Annotated in this window: 17 protein-coding genes, 1 tRNA gene and 1 other RNA gene; 14 read left to right on the top strand and 5 right to left on the bottom strand. The window is 66.0% G+C overall.

Annotated features, from left to right (window positions below):
- Positions 1-5 precede the first annotated feature (5 nt).
- From fumC to ssrA, 4 genes are all read right to left on the bottom strand, one after another.
- Positions 6-1,403, bottom strand: a complete 1,398-nt coding sequence (fumC, locus tag EU800_RS08300; RefSeq protein ID WP_129630498.1) for a class II fumarate hydratase — start codon at positions 1,401-1,403, stop codon at positions 6-8.
- Positions 1,404-1,490: 87 nt separating this feature from the next.
- Positions 1,491-1,973, bottom strand: coding sequence for an SspB family protein (locus EU800_RS08295; RefSeq protein WP_129630496.1), 483 nt, complete (start codon positions 1,971-1,973; stop codon positions 1,491-1,493).
- 324 nt (positions 1,974-2,297) lie between these two features.
- Positions 2,298-2,726 carry a nuclear transport factor 2 family protein gene (locus EU800_RS08290; RefSeq protein WP_129630494.1) on the bottom strand — a complete coding sequence of 143 codons (429 nt, stop codon included), beginning with the start codon at positions 2,724-2,726 and terminating at the stop codon, positions 2,298-2,300.
- A 198-nt stretch (positions 2,727-2,924) separates the two neighbouring features.
- Positions 2,925-3,277: a transfer-messenger RNA gene (gene ssrA / locus EU800_RS08285) on the bottom strand.
- A gap of 73 nt (positions 3,278-3,350) precedes the next feature.
- On the opposite strand from ssrA, the gene mbfA reads away from it, so the two are divergent.
- From mbfA to EU800_RS08270, 3 genes are all read left to right on the top strand, one after another.
- The gene (gene mbfA, locus EU800_RS08280; RefSeq protein WP_129630492.1) at positions 3,351-4,328 is read left to right on the top strand and encodes an iron exporter MbfA; all 978 of its coding nucleotides are present in this window, start codon (positions 3,351-3,353) and stop codon (positions 4,326-4,328) included.
- 83 nt (positions 4,329-4,411) lie between these two features.
- Complete coding sequence (locus EU800_RS08275) at positions 4,412-4,918, top strand: DinB family protein (protein WP_129630490.1); 507 nt, start codon at positions 4,412-4,414, stop codon at positions 4,916-4,918.
- Positions 4,919-4,963: 45 nt separating this feature from the next.
- Positions 4,964-5,950 carry an MDR family oxidoreductase gene (locus EU800_RS08270; protein WP_129630488.1) on the top strand — a complete coding sequence of 329 codons (987 nt, stop codon included), beginning with the start codon at positions 4,964-4,966 and terminating at the stop codon, positions 5,948-5,950.
- 51 nt (positions 5,951-6,001) lie between these two features.
- On the opposite strand, the gene EU800_RS08265 is transcribed toward EU800_RS08270, so the two are convergent.
- Positions 6,002-6,841, bottom strand: coding sequence for a c-type cytochrome (locus EU800_RS08265; RefSeq protein ID WP_129630486.1), 840 nt, complete (start codon positions 6,839-6,841; stop codon positions 6,002-6,004).
- Between the two features lie 269 nt (positions 6,842-7,110).
- On the opposite strand from EU800_RS08265, the gene EU800_RS08260 reads away from it, so the two are divergent.
- The 11 genes from EU800_RS08260 to EU800_RS08210 all read left to right on the top strand — a co-directional run bounded on the left by EU800_RS08260 (position 7,111) and on the right by EU800_RS08210 (position 19,374).
- Entirely contained in the window at positions 7,111-7,527 is a 417-nt protein-coding gene (locus EU800_RS08260) for a universal stress protein (RefSeq protein ID WP_129630483.1), read from the top strand.
- 33 nt (positions 7,528-7,560) lie between these two features.
- Complete coding sequence (locus tag EU800_RS08255; protein ID WP_129630481.1) at positions 7,561-9,195, top strand: BCCT family transporter; 1,635 nt, start codon at positions 7,561-7,563, stop codon at positions 9,193-9,195.
- A 68-nt stretch (positions 9,196-9,263) separates the two neighbouring features.
- On the top strand, positions 9,264-10,487 hold the full coding sequence (locus EU800_RS08250) for an aminotransferase class V-fold PLP-dependent enzyme (protein ID WP_129630479.1): 1,224 nt from the start codon (positions 9,264-9,266) through the stop codon (positions 10,485-10,487).
- A gap of 70 nt (positions 10,488-10,557) precedes the next feature.
- On the top strand, positions 10,558-12,000 hold the full coding sequence (locus tag EU800_RS08245) for a deoxyribodipyrimidine photo-lyase (protein WP_129630477.1): 1,443 nt from the start codon (positions 10,558-10,560) through the stop codon (positions 11,998-12,000).
- A gap of 63 nt (positions 12,001-12,063) precedes the next feature.
- The gene (locus tag EU800_RS08240) at positions 12,064-13,269 is read left to right on the top strand and encodes a cyclopropane-fatty-acyl-phospholipid synthase family protein (RefSeq protein WP_129630475.1); all 1,206 of its coding nucleotides are present in this window, start codon (positions 12,064-12,066) and stop codon (positions 13,267-13,269) included.
- Between the two features lie 23 nt (positions 13,270-13,292).
- Entirely contained in the window at positions 13,293-13,736 is a 444-nt protein-coding gene (locus tag EU800_RS08235; protein WP_129630473.1) for a TrgA family protein, read from the top strand.
- Positions 13,737-13,762: 26 nt separating this feature from the next.
- Entirely contained in the window at positions 13,763-14,893 is a 1,131-nt protein-coding gene (locus EU800_RS08230; protein WP_129630471.1) for a gamma-glutamylcyclotransferase, read from the top strand.
- Between the two features lie 53 nt (positions 14,894-14,946).
- Positions 14,947-15,984: a cysteine synthase A gene (locus tag EU800_RS08225; protein WP_129630469.1), complete on the top strand. Its 1,038-nt coding sequence runs from the start codon at positions 14,947-14,949 to the stop codon at positions 15,982-15,984.
- A gap of 1 nt (position 15,985) precedes the next feature.
- On the top strand, positions 15,986-18,487 hold the full coding sequence (locus tag EU800_RS08220) for a DUF3772 domain-containing protein (protein ID WP_165354594.1): 2,502 nt from the start codon (positions 15,986-15,988) through the stop codon (positions 18,485-18,487).
- Positions 18,484-19,203 carry an alanyl-tRNA editing protein gene (locus tag EU800_RS08215; protein ID WP_129630465.1) on the top strand — a complete coding sequence of 240 codons (720 nt, stop codon included), beginning with the start codon at positions 18,484-18,486 and terminating at the stop codon, positions 19,201-19,203. Before EU800_RS08220 ends, EU800_RS08215 begins: the two co-directional genes overlap by 4 nt.
- An 81-nt stretch (positions 19,204-19,284) precedes the next feature.
- A tRNA-Ser gene (locus EU800_RS08210) sits at positions 19,285-19,374 on the top strand.
- Positions 19,375-19,495 lie beyond the last annotated feature (121 nt).

The following is a 19,495-nucleotide window of genomic DNA, read 5'->3' as shown; positions in this document are numbered from 1 at the left end:
CGAGCTTATTTCGGTTTCGGCCCGACCATGTTCTCCGGTCGCACCACGGCGTCGAAGGTCGCCGCATCCACGAAGCCGAGGGCGATCGCCTCCTCCTTCAGCGTGGTGCGGTTCTTGTGCGCGGTCTTGGCGACCTTGGTGGCGTTGTCGTAGCCGATGGTCGGCGCCAGCGCGGTGACCAGCATCAGCGATTCGTCGCGCAGCTTCTCGATCCGCTCGCGGTCGGCCTTGAGCCCGACGACGAGGTTGTCGGTGAAGGCCGAGCAGACATCGCCCAGAAGCTGCATGGATTGCAGCACGTTATAGGCCATCATCGGCTTGTAGACGTTGAGCTCGAAATTGCCCTGCGTGCCGGCGACGCCCACGGCGGCGTCGTTGCCGATGACATGGCAGCAGACCTGGGTCATCGCCTCGCACTGGGTCGGGTTGACCTTGCCGGGCATGATCGAAGAGCCGGGCTCGTTTTCGGGCAGCAGCAGCTCGCCGAGGCCGCAGCGCGGGCCCGAGCCGAGGAAGCGGATGTCCTGGGCGATCTTGAAGAGCGAGGCGGCGACCGTTTTCAGCGTGCCGGACATCTGCACCATCGCGTCATGCGCGGCCAGCGCCTCCATCTTGTTGGGCGCCGGCACGAAGGGCAGGCCGGTGATCTCGGCCATGTTGCCGGCGACCTCTACATCCCAGCCCTCGACCGTATTGAGCCCGGTTCCGACCGCGGTGCCGCCCTGAGCCAGTTCGTAGATGTCGCCAAGCGCGGTCTCGACCCGCTCGATCGACTTCGCCACCTGGTGGACATAGCCGGAGAATTCCTGGCTGAGCTTGATCGGGGTCGCGTCCTGGGTGTGGGTGCGGCCGATCTTGATGATGCCTTCGAACTCGGCGACCTTCTTCTCTAGCGCCGCGTGCAGCTTCTTCAGCCCGGGCAACAGCACGTCGCGCGCCTGCATCGCGGTGGCGATGTGCATCGCGGTCGGGAAGGTGTCGTTGGAGCTCTGGCCCATGTTGCAGTGATCGTTCGGGTGCACCGGGTCCTTGGAGCCGATGACGCCGCCCAGAAGCTCGATAGCGCGGTTGGCGATCACCTCGTTGGCGTTCATGTTCGATTGCGTGCCCGAGCCGGTCTGCCAGACGACAAGCGGGAAATTGTCGTCGAGCTTGCCGTCGATGACCTCCTGCGCGGCCTGCTGGATCGCCTCGCCGAGCTTCGCGTCGAGCTTGCCGCTGGCGACATTGGCCATCGCACAGGCCTTCTTGATGACACCGAGCGCGCGGACAATCTTCACCGGCTGTTTCTCCCAGCCGATCGGGAAATTCATGATCGAGCGCTGCGTCTGTGCTCCCCAATACTTGTCGGCGGGAACTTCGAGCGGGCCGAAGCTGTCTGTTTCGGTACGTGTCGCGGACATGGGCAAATCCTCCGGGTGACTGTCGAGTGCGCTTTAGCGCCCGGGCGGGCCGGGAGCAACGTCACGCGCCGCCGCAGGGAGCAGTGTCTATTTGCGGAAACTGTCGAGGCTGACGATCTCGGCGTCCTGCGCCGAATCCTCCGGTTCGTCGTCCGCGTCAGGATGTGCCGACGCGTTCTCGTGCTCGCCTGCTGCGGGCATATCCTCGTCCTCGTCCTGCGACGTCTCGAAGCGCAGGCCAAACTCGACCGAGGGGTCCACAAAGGTGTGGATCGCGTCATACGGGATGTAGAGCGGCTCGGGCGACTCGCCGAAATTGAGCGTGACCGAAAAGCCCTGATCGCTCACCTCCAGGTTGTCGAACCAGTGTTGCAGCACCACCGTCATCTCGACCGGGTAACGGTCGCGGAGCCAGTCGGCGATGGCGACATCCTCATGGGTCGTGTCGAAGGTGATGAAGAAATGGTGCTGCCCCGGCAGACCGTTCTTCGCGACATCGCCGAGCACCTCCTGGATCAGGCTCCGCATCGCCCTGTGCATGAGCTTTCCGTAGTCGATCCCGTCCGACATGTTCCGTCGTTTCCTTCTTCCAAAGTCAGGCTCAGCATAGGGGATTTGAATCGGAATCATAGCCCTCCCTGTGCTGGTCTCGGCGGCTCTCCGCGGCCGGCTTTAGCCGGACATCGAGAGATTTGCCGACACCTTCGCGACCTCCCAAATAGGGCGTTCGGGACTATCGCGCGCTTCTGGACGGTTGATCCGGTGGGATTCGTTCCGGACGGCGGAAATTCCGGGATTCGAACGGGACCTGGAAGGCAAGGGCCATCGGCATCCGAGTCCGACAGAACAGAATTCGTGCGCGCTCCGGTTGTCTGCGGACGTCCTTCCGATGGTTCAGCGGAGCCGGTGACCGGCCATGCAGAGCGCGGCGGAGTTCTCTGGCAAGAGCCCCATCTTCTCGAACATCCCGATCGTATCGAGGCAGTTATAGGCCTCCAGGAACCGGTTGTTCCGGATCCGGGCCAGCAGCATGGCGCTGCCGTCGACTTCCCGGCCGCTGGCCAGCACGCTCGCCTCGAAATGCACCAGAACCGAGATCCACTCGCCCTGTTCCACCGGTTGCACAAGCGTCACGCGGCGCACCTCGATCAGGGCGAGCAGGGCATCGACGAAGGCGTGGAAATCAGGCCCGCCAAAGGCAAGGTCGGCAACGAGGCCGTTGGCCGTCACCTCCGGGTCGAAGAATGCGTCGGCTGCCTCGGGCGATCCCTCGACCCAGACGCGGTCGTAGAAGGATTGGATGAGATCGAGCTTGTCGGACATGTTCCCTCCGGCTGGGCGCTGTGGCACGGAACAGTCATAGGCGCGAAAGCTGAACAATCGCTGAACGTCGGTGCCCGGCCCACGTGGCTCGGTTCCGCAGGGTGACCGGCAGATTCTGTGCAGAGGGCTGGAGGAAAGCTCGGATCACTCCGGAACTACCCCGAAAACCGGTGAGATCATTGCCATGTCTTGGGGGGAAGTGCAGGCTTCTGTTGCCAGGTGCCTGCGAACCCCGCCAGACCTTGCTAGAGGGCTGGACTTCAGATTTCGGCTTTGGTCACTGCATTACGCAGCGACGGCCACCGGAGCATGATTGTTGTTGGCAATTATGCTTAGCGGACCGATAACGGTGGTACCTCACCGAGCGAAAGCTAACCCCTTTAGACGTCCGTCGATCCTATTTCGGCCCCATGATCCCCCAACAAGGGATATTTGGTGGAGCCGCCGGGTACCGCCCCCGGGTCCGAGCCGTTTATTACGAGCGCGTTTATCGCCATAGTTCCCGAGGGAACGATCTTAAAATAGGTGCAAGCGTGGTGCTGTTCAAGCGGCAAGACGCCCGGTTTTCTTTGCCGGCGCGAGGCGCTAGATCCGGGGAAGGACTTGCCGAGACGGACCGTTGCCATGAAATTCTCCTTCTCCAACAAATTGCATTTCCGCGACCTCGACGAGCGGGCAATCCTGGCGCTGGCGATCTCGTCGGAGGAGGATGACGGGCGGATCTACCGCAACTTCGCCTCCAGGTTGCAGGCAGACTATCCCGCGACTGCGGCAATGTTCACGGAGATGGCGGCCGAGGAGGACCAGCACCGGCAGAGCCTGATCACGCTATTCCAGGACCGCTTTGGACCGACGATCCCGCTCATTCGTCGCGCCAATGTCACCGGGTTCTACGAGCGCAAGCCGGAATGGCTTCTGGAGCAGCTTCCGATCGAACGGACGCGCGAGATCGCCGGCGAGATGGAGCAGGAATCGCGGCGGTTCTACGAACGCGCCGCCGAGCGGGTTGGGGACGCCGACCTGCGCCGGCTGCTGGGCGATCTCGCGGCGGCCGAAGCTGGCCACGAGCGCCGCGCGGGCGAGCTCGAGGAGGCGCATCTGACCGACGCGGCCCGCGCGGAGGAGGACCACAACGCGCATCGGCAATTTGTCCTGACCTGGGTGCAGCCCGGCCTCGCGGGGCTGATGGACGGCTCGGTCTCGACGCTCGCGCCGATTTTCGCCGCGGCGTTTGCCACCGGAGACACCTGGAACACTTTCCTCGTCGGACTTGCCGCCTCGGTCGGTGCCGGAATCTCGATGGGGTTCACCGAGGCGGCCTCCGATGACGGCGAGCTTTCGGGCCGGGGAAGCCCCCTGAAGCGCGGCATCGCGTCGGGCGTGATGACCACGGTCGGCGGGCTTGGCCACGCGCTGCCCTATCTCATCCCGCATTTCTGGACGGCGACGACCATCGCCGCGATCATCGTCTTCATCGAGCTCTGGTCCATCGCCTGGATCCAGAACCGCTTCATGGAGACGCCGTTCTGGCGCGCCGCCCTTCAGGTTGTTCTCGGTGGCGGGCTGGTGCTGGCCGCGGGCGTGCTCATCGGCAGCAGCTAGGCGCGCCGCGGTGCCACCCTTCCGCTTGACAGGGTCGGGTTCGGCTGCATCCTGACGCATGACAGGACAGGGGAGCGCTGGCGATGATCTCGGTCGACTACGTCCGGCTGATGGCGCGATACAACAAGTGGCAGAACGAAGCGGTGATCGCTGCGGCGGAAACGCTGGACGACGCTGCGCTGCGGCTCGACCGCGGCGCCTTCTTCGGGTCGATTCTCGGCACGCTAAACCATCTGCTCTGGGCCGACCGGATTTGGATGGCGCGCCTCGGCCCGTATGACAGGCCGGAGATCACGCTCGCCGAGAGCCCGACCTATTGTCCGACCTTCGCCGCCTGGAAGGCCGACAGGCTGCGGACCGATGGCGGGATCGATCTCTGGGCGAAGCGGCTCAGGCCGATCAACCTGCGCGGTGACCTTCGCTATCATTCCGGCGCCGCCGGGCGCGAATTCACGCGGCCGGTTGCAACCTGCGTTGCGCACATGTTCAATCATCAGGCACATCACCGCGGCCAGGTCCACGCGATGCTGACTGCGGCGGGAGCGACACCGGCGGCAACCGACCTGACGTTCATGCCGGGCAATATCTGACCGGAGGCGACCGCGCCGCGGCCCTCCCGCAAAGGAGGAGACAGGATGCGCGCAGTGATTGTCGAGAAGGCCGAGGACGGGAGCACGAGCGCCGCGGTCAAGGAAATCGACGAAAGCCGCCTGCCGGAAGGCGACGTCTCGGTGGCGGTAGAGTATTCCACGGTGAACTACAAGGACGGGCTCTGCATCGGGCCGGGCGGCGGGCTGGTACGGACCTATCCGCATGTGCCGGGGATCGATTTCGCCGGCACCGTGGCGGCTAGTGACGACAGCCGCTATGCGCCGGGCCAAAAGGTCGTTTTGACGGGCTGGCGCGTCGGCGAGGCCCATTGGGGCGGCTATGCCGAGAAGGCGCGGGTCAAGGCGGACTGGCTGGTGCCGCTGCCAGAGGGGCTCTCGACGCGGCAGGCGATGGCTGTCGGCACGGCCGGCTTTACCGCGATGCTGGCTGTGATCGCACTTGAGGCGCATGGGCTCACGCCGGACAAGGGCGAGGTGCTGGTGACCGGGGCGACGGGCGGCGTCGGCTCGGTGGCGACCGCGATTCTCGCCAATCTTGGCTACGAGGTGGTGGGCGTGACCGGCCGGCCGGAACAGTCGCAATACCTTGCCGCTCTTGGCGCCAGCCGCCTCATCACCCGCGACGAGATCGCCGAAACGGTGAAGCGGCCGCTGGAAAAGGAAACCTGGGCAGCTTGTATCGATGCGGTGGGCGGCACGATGCTGGCCCGCGTGCTGGGGCAGATGAAATACGGTTGCTCCGTGGCGTCGGTCGGGCTCGCGGGTGGGACGCAGCTTCCGGCGACGGTGATCCCCTTTCTGTTGCGGGGCGTGAACCTGCTTGGCATCGACTCGGTGATGCAGCCCTACGAGAACCGTGTCGCCGCCTGGAACCGGGTCGTGACGGACCTGCCGATGGAAAAACTCGAGGGGATGATCGTCGAGGCGGGGCTCGAGGACCTGCCGCGGCTGGGCGCGGAGATCCTGAAAGGTCAGGTGCGGGGCCGCGTCGTGGTGGACGTCAACGCCTGAGCCGGGCCGGTGCTTCGGTCCGCCCCCGGAACCGGGAGCGGACCCGCGCTGTCAATTGCCAGGGTCCGGCAGCGGCGGCAACTGCCGCAGGTAAAGGATGATCGCCTGGAGATCCTGCTCCGTCAGGGAAGCGAAATTGCCATAGGGCATCGGCGGCAGCATCGGGCTGCCGTCCGTGCGTGTCCCCGTCGTGATCATCGTCGCGATCTCGGCATCGGTGTGGTCTGCCAGACCGTCCTCGCTGGAGGTGATGTTGGGTGCGACCGAGACACCCCACGGCCCGTGAAACTCATACCCTCCGGCGCCGAGATGCGTCTCGAACATCGGCCCGTTCGGCCCGAATGTTGTGTGGCATTCGATGCAATGTGCCACAGGTCCGGCGAGATACGCGCCATACTCGACCGTCGCTCCGGTCGGTATCGCCGGCATGCTATCGATCGGCGGACCATAGGCGGGAGGCAGCGGGATGTTGTAGGATGACGCCGGCGTGACGATGTCGCTCGCCGGCACGTTGCGCAGATACATCACGATCGACATGAGGTCGTCGTCGTTGAGCCCGCGGTAGAGCCCGATCGGCATCGGCGGGCCTATGACGCTGCCATCGGGACGGATGCCCTCGCGGATCGCACGGGCAAGCTCCGCGTCGCTCCAGGTCGCCACCCGCCCGCCGGGCGTGATGTTCGGGGCCCAGGCCTCGAAAGCGTCGTTCTTCTCGACCAGGAAACCTCCCAGTTCGTTGGACATGTCCGGTCCGTCCGGCCCCTTGGGCGTGTGGCAATTGCCGCAAGCGGCCGGGCCGGTGACGAGATAGGTGCCGCGTTCAAGGCTCGGCTCGGCCTTCGCGACGACGGAAAACATGGCAATCGGGACAACAAGAACGTATCGAAACATTGCGGTTCCTCCATTCGCCCCAGGCAAACCCGAGGCAGGCTCTCGTCGGATTGGGGATCAATCCGACGACGGCGTAATGCATGTTACCGCAAACGAAAACATGTTGGCGAAGAATCGACGAGTAAGCTCTTCCGAGGCTGCGCCTACGCAAGCGGCGTCACTCATCCTGCCGAGAGCGAAAAACGACATCTGCATGTCGCTGTTTGTTTATCCTGCGTGATTGCATTAGCGTCGGTCACGGTGACGCCTGACAGAAAAGGGAGACGATGATGTTCACCCAGATCATGGTTCCGGTCGATCTCGGCCATGTCGATCGCCTCGGCAAGGCCCTCAAATGCGCGGCTGATCTCGCGCGGCTCTACAAGATTCCGGTGGTCTATGCCGCGGTGAGTACCGCGCTGCCCGGCAAGATCGCGCACACGCCGGTGGAGTTTTCTGACCGGCTTGCGAGCTTCGCGGCCGGGCAGGCGGACGCGGAGGGGATCGAAACCGGCGCGCACGCCATCTTCTCCCACGATCCGGCGGTGGATCTCGACCCGGCTCTGATCAAGGCCGCCGGGGAGATCGGCGCCGATCTGATCGTCATGGCGAGCCACATCCCGAATCTGATGGACTATGTTTGGCCCTCCAATGGCGGCACCATCGCCGGCCATTCGAAGGCGTCGGTCTTCGTCGTCCGGATGTGAGGCAGAAATACAAGAATCGCGAAAGGGACTGAAATGACAGATGAAACAGCCGGCATTCCGGAGCCGGAAGGCCCCGCCGACCTGATCGAGACGGATTACGAGATCGGCCAGGACAATCTCGAGGGCTCGGTCGGACCGCTCGGCTTCGACATCCACAACCCGGTCTTCATGGTCTCGGCGCTGACCATCGTGGTCTTCGTCTTTTACGCGCTGGTGTTCCAGGAGCAGGCAACTGCCGCCTTCGGAGCGCTGCGCCCCTGGCTTACCAGCACCTTCAACTGGTTCTTTCTCGGGGCCGCCAACATCTTTGTCCTGTTCTGTCTCGTGCTGATCGTCTCACCCTGGGGCGCGGTGCGTCTGGGTGGGCGCGACGCGACGCCGGACTACACATACGCCGGCTGGTTTGCGATGCTCTTCGCCGCCGGCATGGGGATCGGCCTGATGTTCTTCGGCGTTCTGGAGCCGGTCTACCACATGGCGGTCTCCGAACCGCTCGGTGTGCCGTCGCCCTTCGCCGAGGACGGTTCGATCATCGCGGCCAATGTCGATGCGGCCAAGCGTATGGGTCTGGCGGCGACGATCTTCCACTGGGGCCTGCACCCTTGGGCGATCTATGCCATCGTAGCGCTGGCGCTGGCGCTCTTCTCCTTCAACAAGGGGCTGCCGCTGACCATCCGCTCGGCCTTCTACCCGATCTTCGGCGAAAAGGTGTGGGGCTGGACCGGTCACGTCATCGACACGCTCGCCGTTTTCGCCACGCTCTTCGGGCTCGCCACTTCGCTCGGTTTCGGCGCGCAGCAGGCGAATGCCGGCCTCGAGCATGTCTTCGGCGTGCCGAACAATGTCGAGGTTCAGGTGCTCCTGATCACCCTCATTACCGCGATTGCTCTGATCTCGGTGCTGCGAGGCCTCGACGGCGGTGTGAAGGTGCTCTCAGAGATCAACATGGGCCTTGCGGCGCTCCTGTTGCTCTTCGTCCTGCTCGTTGGCCCGACGCTCACGATCCTGAGCGACTTCGGCGCCGGGCTGGTCACCTATGTCGCGGATCTCGCCGCCTTCTCCAACCCGATCGGCCGTGAGGACACCAGCTACATGAACGGCTGGACCGCCTTCTACTGGGCCTGGTGGATCTCCTGGTCACCCTTCGTCGGCATGTTCATCGCCCGCGTCAGCCGAGGCCGCACGGTGCGCGAGTTCGTCATCTGCGTGCTGATCATCCCGAGCCTCGTCTGTGTGCTCTGGATGGCGGTCTTCGGCGGCACCGCCATCGACCAGGTGTTGACCGATCCGGCGGGCAGCGCCGTGAAGGCCAATGTGATCGACAGCTACTCGCCCGAGATGTCGCTCTTCGCGATGCTCGAGGGCCTGCCGATGTCCGGCCTCACCTCGACGCTCGGCATCGTCCTGGTGATCGTCTTCTTTGTCACCTCGTCGGACTCCGGCAGCCTCGTTATCGACACGATCACCGCCGGCGGCAAGGTCGACGCGCCCGTCCCGCAACGGGTCTTCTGGTGCACCTTCGAGGGCGCGGTGGCGATCGTGCTGCTTCTGGGCGGCGGGCTCGCGGCGTTGCAGGCAATGGTGATCTCGACAGGACTGCCCTTCACCATCGTGCTCCTGATGATGTGCGTGGCAATTGCCAAGGGGCTGGCAAGCGAACCCCGCTGAGCGCCGGGCCAAACTGACGCGGGGGGCGGCGCTTGCGGAGCGCCGCCCTTTGTCGTTTCCCTTCTTCCATGAGACTCGACACCGATTTCGTCCGGGCGCAGTTCCCGGCCTTTTCCGAGCCCTCGCTGGAGGGCATGGCCTTCTTCGAGAATGCCGGCGGTTCCTATACCTGTGGCCCGGTCATCGACCGGCTCACCCGGTTCTACCACCAGCGCAAGGTGCAGCCCTACGCGCCCTATGCCGCCGCGGAGGCGGCGGGTGCGGAGATGGACGAGGCCCGCGCTCGGCTCGCCGCGCTGCTGGGCGTCGAGACCGACGAGCTTTCCTTCGGTCCCTCGACCACCGCGAACACAAATGTACTGGCAAATGCGGTGCGCCTCTGGCTGACGCCCGGCGAGGCAATCGTGGTGACGAACCAGGACCACGAGGCCAATTCCGGCCCCTGGCGGCGGCTCGCAGACGAGGGGATCGAGGTCCGCGAATGGCGGATCGACCGCGAGACGGGCTCGCTCGATCCGACCGATCTCGACGTGTTGCTCGAGGACGGCAATGTCCGCCTGGTCTGTTTCCCGCATTGCTCGAACGTGGTGGGCGAGATCAACGATGTCACCGCCATCACCGCGCTGGCGCATGCGGCAGGTGCCTTTACCTGCGTCGACGGCGTCTCCTACGCGCCGCATGGGCTGCCGGATGTCGGCAATCTCGGCCCCGACATCTACCTCTTCTCAAGCTACAAGACCTACGGGCCGCATCAGGGGATCATGGTGATCCGCCGCCAGATCGGCTTCGAACTGCCGAACCAGGCGCATTTCTTCAACGGCGAGGTGCTCTACAAGCGCTTTACTCCGGCCGGTCCCGACCACGCGCAGGTCGCCGCCTGTGCCGGAATCGCGGATTACTTCGACGCACTCGCCGCCCATCACGGGCTCGCCGGCAGTCCGGTCGAGCGCAATGCGGCGCTGAACGCGCTGATCCGCGCCCACGAGACCGCGCTGGCCCAGCCGCTCCTCGACTACTTGTCCGCCCGCAACGACCTGCGGCTGCTTGGGCCCCGCGAGGCCGCACGCCGCGCGCCGACGATTGCGGTCGATCTCGGCCGCGACGCCGAAGCCGCGGCCCGGGCGCTGGCCGAGCACGGCATCATGGCCGGTGGAGGCGACTTCTATGCCGTCCGCCCGCTCGAGGCGCTCGGTGTGGACCTCGACCGAGGCGTACTGCGGCTCAGCTTCGTTCACTACACGACCGCGGAGGAGGTGGACCGGCTTATCGCGGCGCTCGACGCAACGCTCTAGGGCGCGCGCTCCGCTCTTACCTCCGACGGATCGGTCTTGCCGCCGTCCGCGGTCGACCTACTTGACCCCGATGTCGAACTCTTCCCCGATCCTGCTCTGGTTGCGCCGCGGCGACCTCCGCCTTGCCGACAACCCCGCTCTCGCTTCGGCCTGCGAAACCGGCTGCCCTGTGATCCCGGTCTTCCTGAAGGACGAGATGGCCGACCGGCTTGGTGCGGCGGCGCGCTGGCGACTCGAGGCGTCGCTCCGGGCTCTGGCCAAAGATCTCGAGCGCCGTGAGTCGCGGCTGATCCTGCGCAGCGGCGCGGCCGGCAAGGCACTGGAACAGCTCGCTGGCGAAACCGGCGCAGCAGCAGTCTACTGGATGCGCCGCTACGATCCGGCGGCGATCGAGTGCGACAAGGGTGTGAAATCCCGCCTGAAGGCAAAGGGCCTCTCGGCCAAGAGCTTCGCGGGCAACATGCTCTTCGAGCCCTGGACGGTGGAAAGCTCGACCGGCGCGCCTTATCGCGTCTTCACCCCGATGTGGAAGGCGCTCCGCGACAGGGAGGTGCCTGCGCCCGTCGACGTGCCGGCCCGGATCTCCGCGCCCGAGACTTGGCCCAGCTCAGAGGCGCTTGGGGACTGGCAGCTCGGCGCTGCGATGAACCGGGGCGCCAATGTGCTCGCCCGGCATGCCGTGGCCGGGGAGGCCGCCGCCACGGAAAGGCTTGCGGACTTTCTAGACAGCCGGCTGGCAGGCTACGCGGCCGGCCGTGACCGGCTCGATCGGGACGGGACCTCGGGCCTTAGCCCCTTCCTCGCCGCGGGCGAGATCTCGGCGCGCCAGGTCTGGCACGCAATCAGTCGCGCCCGCGCGGAGGGCCTCGGCGGCGCCGAGGCCTTCCTTCGCCAGCTTATGTGGCGCGATTTCGCCGGCCACATCCTGTTTCACTGCCCGGAGATGACCGATCGTTGCTGGCGTCCGGACTGGGAGGCCTTCCCCTGGAACCCGGAGGAGGACCGCCCCGAAGTCGATGCCTGGAAACGCGGCTGCACCGGGGTGGACCTCGTCGACGCGGCGATGCGGGAGATGCAGGTCACCGGCGTCATGCACAATCGCGCCCGCATGCTGGTGGCGAGCTACCTCACCAAGCACTTGCTCGCGGACTGGCGCATCGGAATGCGATGGTTCGAGGACCACCTGATCGACTGGGATGCGGGCAACAACGCGCTCGGCTGGCAATGGGTGGCCGGCTGCGGGCCCGACGCCGCCCCCTTCTTCCGCATCTTCAACCCCGACCTGCAGGCGGAGAAGTTCGACCCGAAGGGCCACTATCGCCGCCGATGGCTCGCCGAGGGGCAGTCGCAGCCGCCGGTAACCGCGCTCGACTTCTTCGACGCCGCGCCGCGCGCCTGGGGCCTCGCGCCCGGGGACGCGCGCCCCGACCCGGTTGTCGCCCTGGACCGCGGCCGCAGCGCGGCGCAGGCGGCCTGGGCGCGTTTCCGCGACGAGAGGGGCTGCGGGTCTTGACGCACCCCCCGCGGAGGCCGGATCCTGAGGGGCGTCTGATCTTGCGTGAAGGGGGCACGTATCATGGTCCTGGCGGAAACCACCGGTGAACGGGATCTTCCACGCTATTTCACCCATGTCTTCGCCCGTGCGAAGCAAGTGCCGCGCGGCCGGCTCGAGATCGCGCTTCCCGACGGGAGATGTTTCGTGGCCGAAGGCGGCGCGCCGGGCCCGCAGGCGCGACTTGAGGTGGTAAACCCCGACGTCTTTGCGCGCCTGCTGCGCGAGGGCGATCTCGGCTTTTGCGAGGCCTATATGGACGGCTGGTGGCGCACGCCGGACCTGTTTGCGTTCCTCGACTATGTCCATGCCGCCGAGGCGGAGATGCTCGACGGCTTTCCGACGATCGGGCTGGTCCGGCTGTTCGAGCGGCTGCGGCACCGGCTCAGGGACAATTCGCGCGGCCAGGCAAAGCGCAACATCGCCGCCCATTACGATCTCGGCAACGAGTTCTACGCGCTCTGGCTCGACCGCACGATGACCTATTCCTCGGCCCGCTTCGACGGCCCCGGCGAGAGCCTCGAGGCGGCGCAGCAGCGCAAATACGCCACCCTGCTCGAGGCGATGCAGGTCCGCCCCGGCGAGCATGTGCTCGAGATCGGCTGCGGTTGGGGCGGCTTTGCCGAGTTCGCGGCGCGGCAGGGGCTTCGCGTCACTGGCCTTACCATCAGCCGGGAGCAGCATGACTTTGCCCGTGCACGCATCGCAAAGGCCGGGTTCGCGGATCAGGTAGATATCCGGCTGGAGGATTATCGCGACGCAAGGGGTGACTATGACGGTATCGCCTCGATCGAGATGTTCGAAGCGGTGGGCGAGAAATATTGGCCGGTCTTTTTCGACGCGCTCCGTGCACGGCTCCGGCCGGGTCGGATCGCGGCGCTCCAGGTGATCTGCGTTCAGGACGCGCGCTTCGAGATCTATCGCCGGGGGGTCGATTTCATCCAGAAACACATCTTTCCGGGCGGCATGCTGCCGAGCCAGTCCGCGCTCGCCCGGGAGATCGAGCGCGCGGGTCTCCAACTGCGCGGCTCGGAGGGGTTCGGCGAGTCCTATTCGGCCACTCTCCGGCGCTGGCACGCGGCCTTCACGCGCAACTGGGACGCGGTGGCCGCGCTCGGCTTCGACGAACGGTTCAGGCGGATGTGGGAATTCTATCTATGTGCCTGTGCCGCCACTTTTTCGTCAGGAAATTGTGATGTAAGGCAGGTTGCGGTGCAAAGAACCGCCTGAGAGACCGCCTGAAAGGCCACGCCATGCCTACCGCCGCCAAGCTCCTTGCCGCACTCGGCTTTGCCCTGGTGGCGTTCTTTGCCTCCGAGCTTTACAAGCCGCTGCTGCCCGAAGGCACTCAGGTCGGCATGATGAGCCCTCTCAACACCCTGATCGGCGCATTCTGCGGCTGGTTCGTCATGGGCCGGCTGGCCGGACGCGGCAACGTCGCCGCTGTCGGCTCGGGGATACGGACCGTGGTGGTGATCCTCTTCTACGTGCTCGTCCTCTGGTCCGGAGTCGAGATGCTCGACCGCTCTGTTTCGCTGCATTACGAGGGGCCGGTCGAGGCGCTCACAGCAATGATGGACCTCATTGCGGAATACATCCTGCTGATGATAAGCACCCCCGACGTTCCGATCGTGCTTCTGGTCGGGGGCGTGCTTGCCGCCCTGCTGGCCGAATGGGGCTCCGAACGCTGGTCCTGACGCACCATTCGGGGGGCGACACTGACATGGATCCGATCTTCCTCTATGGCACGCTCTGCCATGAGCCGCTGCTTCGCGTGGTTCTGGGTCGCCCGATGTCCGTGCGCCCGGCGCGGTTGCCGGGTCACGCGGTCCGCTGGGTGGCGGGCGAGAGTTTTCCGATGATCCTCGAAGCGCCGGATGCCACCGCCGAGGGCCTTTTGGTGGTGCCGTCGGACGCTACGGCGCGGGCACGGATGGACTACTACGAGCAGGCCTTCGGCTACCGGCCGGAGCCGGTCGAGGTGGCGACGGAAGAGGGGCCGGTGCGGGCGACGCTCTACCGTCCGCCTGCGACCGGGCTGACGCCGGGGGCGCCATGGGATCTCACCGCCTGGGCCGAGAGATGGGGCGCGGTAACCTGCGTTGCCGCAGAGGAGGTCCTCCAAGACATGGACACGCGCCCGGCGGCCGAGGTCGCGCGCCGCTTCGGCCCGCTGCGGGCACGGGCGCAGGCGCGGGTCAACGCACAGGTCGCTGTGCCGACGACGCTGCGCCGTCCTGCCGCGCCGGAGGACGTGCAGGTCCGCCGGCGTCAGCTCTGCTATGCCAATTTCTTTTCGGTGGAGGAATACGAGCTCACCCATCGCCGTTTCTCCGGCGGGTTCAGCGAACAGATGAACCGAGCGGCTTTCGTCTCTGGCGATGCGGTCACGGTGCTGCCCTACGACCCGGTCCGCGACCGGGTGCTTCTCGTCGAACAGTTCCGCGCCGGCCCCCTTGCGCGCGGCGATGTGCAGCCCTGGCTACTTGAGCCGATCGCGGGGCGGATCGACGGCGGCGAGACGGCGGAGGAGGCGGCATTCCGCGAGGCGCAGGAGGAGGCTAGGCTGGCGCTTCGGGAACTGCGTCGCGTTGGTCAGTATTACCCCACGCCCGGGGCGAACACGGAGTATCTCTACGCCTTCCTCGCGACGGCCGATCTGCCCGACGCGGCGGCCGGACTCGGCGGGCTCGAGACCGAGGCCGAGGATATCCGCTCGCATGTCATCACCTTTTCGAAAGCGATGGAGCTGCTCGACAGTGGAGAAATCAATGTCGGCCCGCTGATCCTGCTGCTTCTTCAGCTTGCGCGGCTTCGCACGGACTGGCGCGCGGCCGCGTCCGCGACTGGTTGACTCGGGCCACCGCTTGGCTAGCAAGGAGCGTGTCGGAGCAGGGGAGCATCAGGATGGACATCACCAGAGATCTCGCGGCGGCAGTCGGCAACACACCACTGATCCGGCTGCGTGCGGCGAGCCAGGTCACCGGCTGCGAAATTCTCGGCAAGGCCGAGTTCCTCAACCCGGGCCAGTCGGTGAAAGACCGCGCTGCACTCTCGATCATCCGCGACGCCGTGGCGAAGGGCAGGTTGCGGCCGGGCGGAACGATCGTCGAGGGCACGGCCGGAAATACTGGTATCGGCCTGGCGCTGATCGGTGCCTCGATGGGTTTCCGAGTGGTCATCGTGATTCCCGACACCCAGAGTCAGGAAAAGAAGGACGCGATCCGGATCGCCGGCGCGCAACTGGTCGAGGTTCCCGCTGTTCCCTACAAGGACCCGAACAATTACGTGAAGTATTCCGGCCGTTTGGCCGAGGCGCTGGACCGGACCGACCCCAACGGCGCGATCTGGGCCAACCAGTTCGACAACACCGCCAACCGGGCGGCGCATGAACAGGGCACCGGGCCGGAGATCTGGGCGCAGACCGACGGCAAGGTCGACGGCTTCATCTGTGCGGTTGGCACCGGCGGCACGCTGGCCGGCGTCGCGGCGGCGCTCAAGCCGAAAGGCGTGAAGGTCGGGCTCGCCGACCCCATGGGCTCTGGCATGTTCTCGCTGATGACCACCGGCACCGCCGCGCCGCAGGGCAATTCGATCACCGAGGGGATCGGGCAGGGGCGGATCACCGCCAATCTCGAGGGCTTTGCGCCCGACATGGCCTTCCAGATCCCCGACGGCGAAGCGCTCGGACTGCTCTACGAACTGGTCGAGGAGGAGGGGCTCTGCCTCGGGGGATCCTCCGGGATCAACCTTGCCGGCGCCATCCGCATGGCGCGCGAGATGGGGCGCGGCCACCGCATCGTGACGGTCCTGTGCGATCCCGGCTCCCGCTACCAGTCGAAGCTCTACAACCCGGACTTCCTGCGGGCCAAGAATCTGCCGGTGCCGCCCTGGATGACCGGGCAGCAGCTTCCGCTGCCGGATGTCTTCGAGGAAACCACCTGACATGCGCCGTCTCCTTGGAGCACTGCTTGCGCTGATCTTCGCGCTGGCGGTCTGGCCGGACGGAAGCGGCGTTCCAGGATGGAGCGGCGCATGGATCAGCCCGACGGCCGCCCATGCCCAGACTGTCGAGGCCGCGCCTCTGACCGACGAGGACTATGCCGACTGGGAGAGAACCGCGCAGCGCGCCGAGGAGGCTCTTGAAAATCAGGAAGCCTCTGATTCCGCCTTTGAGGAGCTACGTGCAGACATCGCCGACTGGCGCAACCGGTTCCAGGCAGGGCGGTCGCAGAATGCCGACCGGATCAAGACGCTGCAATCGCAGATCGACTCGCTCGGCCCGGCACCGGACCCGGAAACGAACGAGAGCGAAAGCGCCGAACTCGCCACGCGGCGCGCACAGCTCCAGGTTGCGCTCCGGGAATTGACGACGCCGGTCCGCAAGGCCGAGGAGGCCTATGCGCAGGCAGACGGGCTGGTCACGCGGATCGACTCGATGCTTCGCGCCCGGCAGAAGGACAAGCTCCTGCAACGTGGCCCCTCGCCGCTGGCGCCGGGAAACCTCACAGGGACGCCGGAAGACCTGGAGATGGTGGTCCGAACACTCGTCGGCGAGGTCTGGAACTCCATGTCGCAGAAGACCGATCGGGTCGGGTTTCAGAACAACCTGATCGAGATCCTGGTCCTGGCAGCTCTCGCGGCCCTGCTGCTGCTGCGCGGGCAGGCCTGGTTCCGCAACCTCGTCGAATGGACGTTGCGGCGCGGCTCGGGAAGCCGGCGCGCGATGGCAGGAGCCATGGTGGTTTCGCTGGGGCAGGTGATCCTGCCGGCGCTTGGCCTGATCTTGCTCACCGCGGCGCTGCTGACAACGTCCATGTTCGGGCCCTCCGGACAGGGACTTGTCGCCGCGATCCCGTCCATAGGACTTGCCTTCTTCGCAACGCGGTGGCTGGGCGGGCAGACCTTCCCGCGGCGCGACGACTGGCCGGTCACGCTGCGCCTCGATCCCCGGCAACGGCGCCGCGGCCGGTTCTACACGTCCTCGCTCGGCCTGCTCTTCGCCGCCGCGCTGCTGGTGGAAACGGTGATCCGCTTCTTCTCGCTGAAGCCGGGAACCGAGGTCGTTCTGGCCTTCCCGATCATCGTGCTCGCCTCGATCTGCCTGGCCGGCATCGCGCGGCTGCTGGTCGCCCACGGCATGTCGACGGAGAGCGGCGAGGCGGAGCGATCGGCAGAAGGGACGGCTCGCGACGACGAGCGCGGCTTCATCGACCACTCGATCCAGTTCATCGGCCGCGCCTGTCTCGTGCTTGCCGTCCTGGCGCCGATCCTGGCCGCGATCGGCTACACCCGCGCCGCGATCTTCCTGTCGCTTTCCCCCTCGCTGACGCTGGCGATCCTGTCGACGGTGACCTTCCTGCAAAGGCTTTCGATGGCGCTTTTCGCGCTGGTCCTGCGCGGACGTGGCGACGTCTCCGACGGGCTGCTGCCCGTGTTGGTCAACTTCGCGCTGATGGTGGCGGCCATCCCGTTCATCGCGCGGGTCTGGGGCACCCGGAAGGCCGATCTGGACGAGCTCTGGATGTCTCTGATGAACGGCGTCACCATTGGCGACGTGCAGGTTTCGCCCGCCGTGGTGCTGGTCTTCGGGATCGCTTTCGGCGCCGGCCTGCTGGTGACCCGGGTGGTGCAGACGGCGATGCGCGCCTCGGTGTTGCCGCGCACGCGGCTCGACCCGGGCGCGCAGAAGGCGGCAGTCTCCGGGCTCGGCTATATCGGTGTCTTCCTGTCGATCATGATCGCGGTCTCGGCGGCCGGTCTGGACCTCTCGAACTTGGCCATTGTCGCCGGGGCGCTCTCGGTCGGCCTTGGTTTCGGCCTGCAGACCATCGTCTCGAACTTCGTCTCCGGCCTGATCCTGCTGGTCGAGCGTCCGGTGACCGAGGGCGACTGGATCGAGGTCGGCGGGGTCATGGGAACGGTGCGCAAGATCTCGGTGCGCGCGACCACGGTCGAGACCTTTGACCGTACCGACGTCATCGTGCCGAACTCCGAGTTCGTCTCGGGCCAGGTCACCAACTGGACCCGCGGCAATCTCAGCGGCCGACTGATCGTGCCGGTAGGAGTGGCCTACGGGACCGACACGCGCCGGGTCGCAGCGATCCTGCAGGAGATCGCCGAGGCGCACCCGCTGGTTATCGTCAACCCGCCTCCGATGATCGTCTTCGCCGGTTTCGGCGCCAGCTCGCTCGATTTCGAGATGCGGGTGATCTTGCGCGACGTGAATTTCATCCTGAACGCGAAGACGGAAATCAATCACCGGATCGCCGAGCGCTTTGCCGAAGAAGGGATCGAGATTCCCTTCGCACAGCAGGACATCTGGCTGCGCAATCCCGAGGCCTTGCGCCGCGCGCCCGCTGACCCGCCTTCGCCCGTCGGCCCGCCGCCGTCCGCGAGCATCCCCGACACGCCCGGCGGCGCCCATCTCACGGAGGACGATACATGACCGAGATGCTGTTTCGCGACGATGCCTATACGCGTGAAGCGCCTGGCCGGGTGGTTGCGCATACGCCGGAAGGCGGCATCGTGCTCGACGTGACGATCTTCTATCCGCAGGGCGGTGGCCAGCCGGGAGACAGCGGCGCGCTGCACTGGGACGGCCACATGCTGGAGATCGCCACCGCCGTGAAGGGCGAGGGCGGCGCGATCGTGCTGGTGCCGGCGGAGCCCGCGCCGCTGCCGTCGGTCGGCACCGAATTGCGCCAGTCGCTGGACTGGGAGCGGCGCTATCGCCACATGCGGGTTCACACGGCGCTGCACTTGCTGTCGGTGGTGATTCCGCTGCCGGTGAGCGGCGGGTCGATCGGCACCGAGAAGGGACGGCTGGATTTCGACATGCCCGATGCGCTGGAGGACCGCGAGGCGCTCGAGGCGGACCTCAACGATCTGGTCGCCCGCAACCTGCCGGTTACCGAGGACTGGATCAGCGATGCCGAGCTCGCGGCCAACCCGGGACTGGTCAAGACGATGTCGGTCATGCCTCCGACGGGGCAGGGGCGGGTGCGCCTCATCCGGATCGGCGCCGGCGAGACACAGGTGGACCTGCAGCCCTGCGGCGGCACGCATGTCGCCGCGACCGGCGAGATTGGCCGACTGCGGATCGGAAAGGTCGAGAAGAAGGGCGCGCGGAACCGTCGGGTGAACCTGCATCTCGAAGAGTAGGCAAAGCCGCGCACGGAGTCACATATCCGCCGTTTCGCCCCTTGCATCTTCCCCACCCTTGCGGCTAAACCCTCCCGCACCGGAGAGGTGGCCGAGTGGTCGAAGGCGCACGCCTGGAAAGTGTGTAGGCGGGAAACCGTCTCCAGGGTTCGAATCCCTGTCTCTCCGCCACCCAGTCAAGCTATTGATATTAAATAGAAAAACCACGAATTTCGTGCCGCGAAATCCGTGGTTTGTCGTGCTATCGCACCTGCAGAGACGGTATCCGGAGACGCCGTGGGTGGCGTTTGCG

Source organism: Tropicimonas sp. IMCC6043, from assembly GCF_004146235.1.
GTDB lineage: Bacteria > Pseudomonadota > Alphaproteobacteria > Rhodobacterales > Rhodobacteraceae > Tropicimonas.
Note: the sequence above shows the minus strand (reverse complement) of the source record. Positions and strands in the feature narration are given on the sequence as shown.

Bases quoted from the DNA above. Each gene is read 5' to 3' on its own strand.
- fumC (WP_129630498.1), bottom strand. From the start codon at position 1,403: ATGTCCGCGACACGTACCGAAACAGACAGCTTCGGCCCGCTCGAAGTT.
- EU800_RS08295 (WP_129630496.1), bottom strand. From the start codon at position 1,973: ATGTCGGACGGGATCGACTACGGAAAGCTCATGCACAGGGCGATGCGG.
- EU800_RS08290 (WP_129630494.1), bottom strand. From the start codon at position 2,726: ATGTCCGACAAGCTCGATCTCATCCAATCCTTCTACGACCGCGTCTGG.
- mbfA (WP_129630492.1), top strand. From the start codon at position 3,351: ATGAAATTCTCCTTCTCCAACAAATTGCATTTCCGCGACCTCGACGAG.
- EU800_RS08275 (WP_129630490.1), top strand. From the start codon at position 4,412: ATGATCTCGGTCGACTACGTCCGGCTGATGGCGCGATACAACAAGTGG.
- EU800_RS08270 (WP_129630488.1), top strand. From the start codon at position 4,964: ATGCGCGCAGTGATTGTCGAGAAGGCCGAGGACGGGAGCACGAGCGCC.
- EU800_RS08265 (WP_129630486.1), bottom strand. From the start codon at position 6,841: ATGTTTCGATACGTTCTTGTTGTCCCGATTGCCATGTTTTCCGTCGTC.
- EU800_RS08260 (WP_129630483.1), top strand. From the start codon at position 7,111: ATGTTCACCCAGATCATGGTTCCGGTCGATCTCGGCCATGTCGATCGC.
- EU800_RS08255 (WP_129630481.1), top strand. From the start codon at position 7,561: ATGACAGATGAAACAGCCGGCATTCCGGAGCCGGAAGGCCCCGCCGAC.
- EU800_RS08250 (WP_129630479.1), top strand. From the start codon at position 9,264: ATGAGACTCGACACCGATTTCGTCCGGGCGCAGTTCCCGGCCTTTTCC.
- EU800_RS08245 (WP_129630477.1), top strand. From the start codon at position 10,558: ATGTCGAACTCTTCCCCGATCCTGCTCTGGTTGCGCCGCGGCGACCTC.
- EU800_RS08240 (WP_129630475.1), top strand. From the start codon at position 12,064: ATGGTCCTGGCGGAAACCACCGGTGAACGGGATCTTCCACGCTATTTC.
- EU800_RS08235 (WP_129630473.1), top strand. From the start codon at position 13,293: ATGCCTACCGCCGCCAAGCTCCTTGCCGCACTCGGCTTTGCCCTGGTG.
- EU800_RS08230 (WP_129630471.1), top strand. From the start codon at position 13,763: ATGGATCCGATCTTCCTCTATGGCACGCTCTGCCATGAGCCGCTGCTT.
- EU800_RS08225 (WP_129630469.1), top strand. From the start codon at position 14,947: ATGGACATCACCAGAGATCTCGCGGCGGCAGTCGGCAACACACCACTG.
- EU800_RS08220 (WP_165354594.1), top strand. From the start codon at position 15,986: ATGCGCCGTCTCCTTGGAGCACTGCTTGCGCTGATCTTCGCGCTGGCG.
- EU800_RS08215 (WP_129630465.1), top strand. From the start codon at position 18,484: ATGACCGAGATGCTGTTTCGCGACGATGCCTATACGCGTGAAGCGCCT.